This window comes from Vreelandella olivaria, from assembly GCF_023507745.1.
Lineage (GTDB): Bacteria > Pseudomonadota > Gammaproteobacteria > Pseudomonadales > Halomonadaceae > Vreelandella > Vreelandella olivaria_A.
This window is the reverse complement of sequence record NZ_JALPZO010000094.1, coordinates 1-552: the sequence shown is the minus strand read 5'-3', so window position 1 is coordinate 552 and position 552 is coordinate 1. Positions and strand designations below refer to the sequence as shown.

The 552-nt window shown below is 49.1% G+C and carries 1 protein-coding gene; it reads right to left on the bottom strand.

Annotation, left to right across the window (positions count from 1 at the left end):
- Nucleotides 1-9: 9 nt before the first annotated feature.
- On the bottom strand, nucleotides 10-552 hold a 543-nt coding region (locus tag HP566_RS07500; RefSeq protein ID WP_249976643.1), incomplete at its 5' end, for an IS3 family transposase.

The following is a 552-nucleotide window of genomic DNA, read 5'->3' as shown; positions in this document are numbered from 1 at the left end:
CCGGATATTCTAGACACCTGTTAGGCTCTTAAAGTAACGCCTTTCATACTCAACCGGTGACAAGTTATCACTTGTGCCGTGTCGGCGCTTTGGGTTGTAAAACATTTCGATATAATTGAACACGTCGCGTCTAGCCGATTCCCGTGTCGAATAAATCTGTCGCTTGATCCGCTCTCGCTTGAGGAGTTGAAAGAAGCTCTCAGCAACGGCGTTATCATGACAGTTACCACGCCGACTCATGCTGCCCACCAAGTGATTAGCTTTCAAAAAGCTTTGCCAATCTCCGCTGCTGAATTGGCTTCCTTGATCTGAATGCACCATCACAGTTCCTTGTGGCTTGCGTCGCCAGACTGCCGATAACAAAGCATCCAGCACTAACTCCGTGGTCATACGAGGCTTCATCGACCAGCCAACCACTTGGCGAGAAAACAGGTCGATCACCACCGCTAAGTAAAGCCAGCCTTCGTACGTTCGGATGAATGTAATGTCCGTCACCCAAGCAACATTGGGCGCTGTTACTTCAAACTGACGGTCTAAATGGTTGGGTGATAC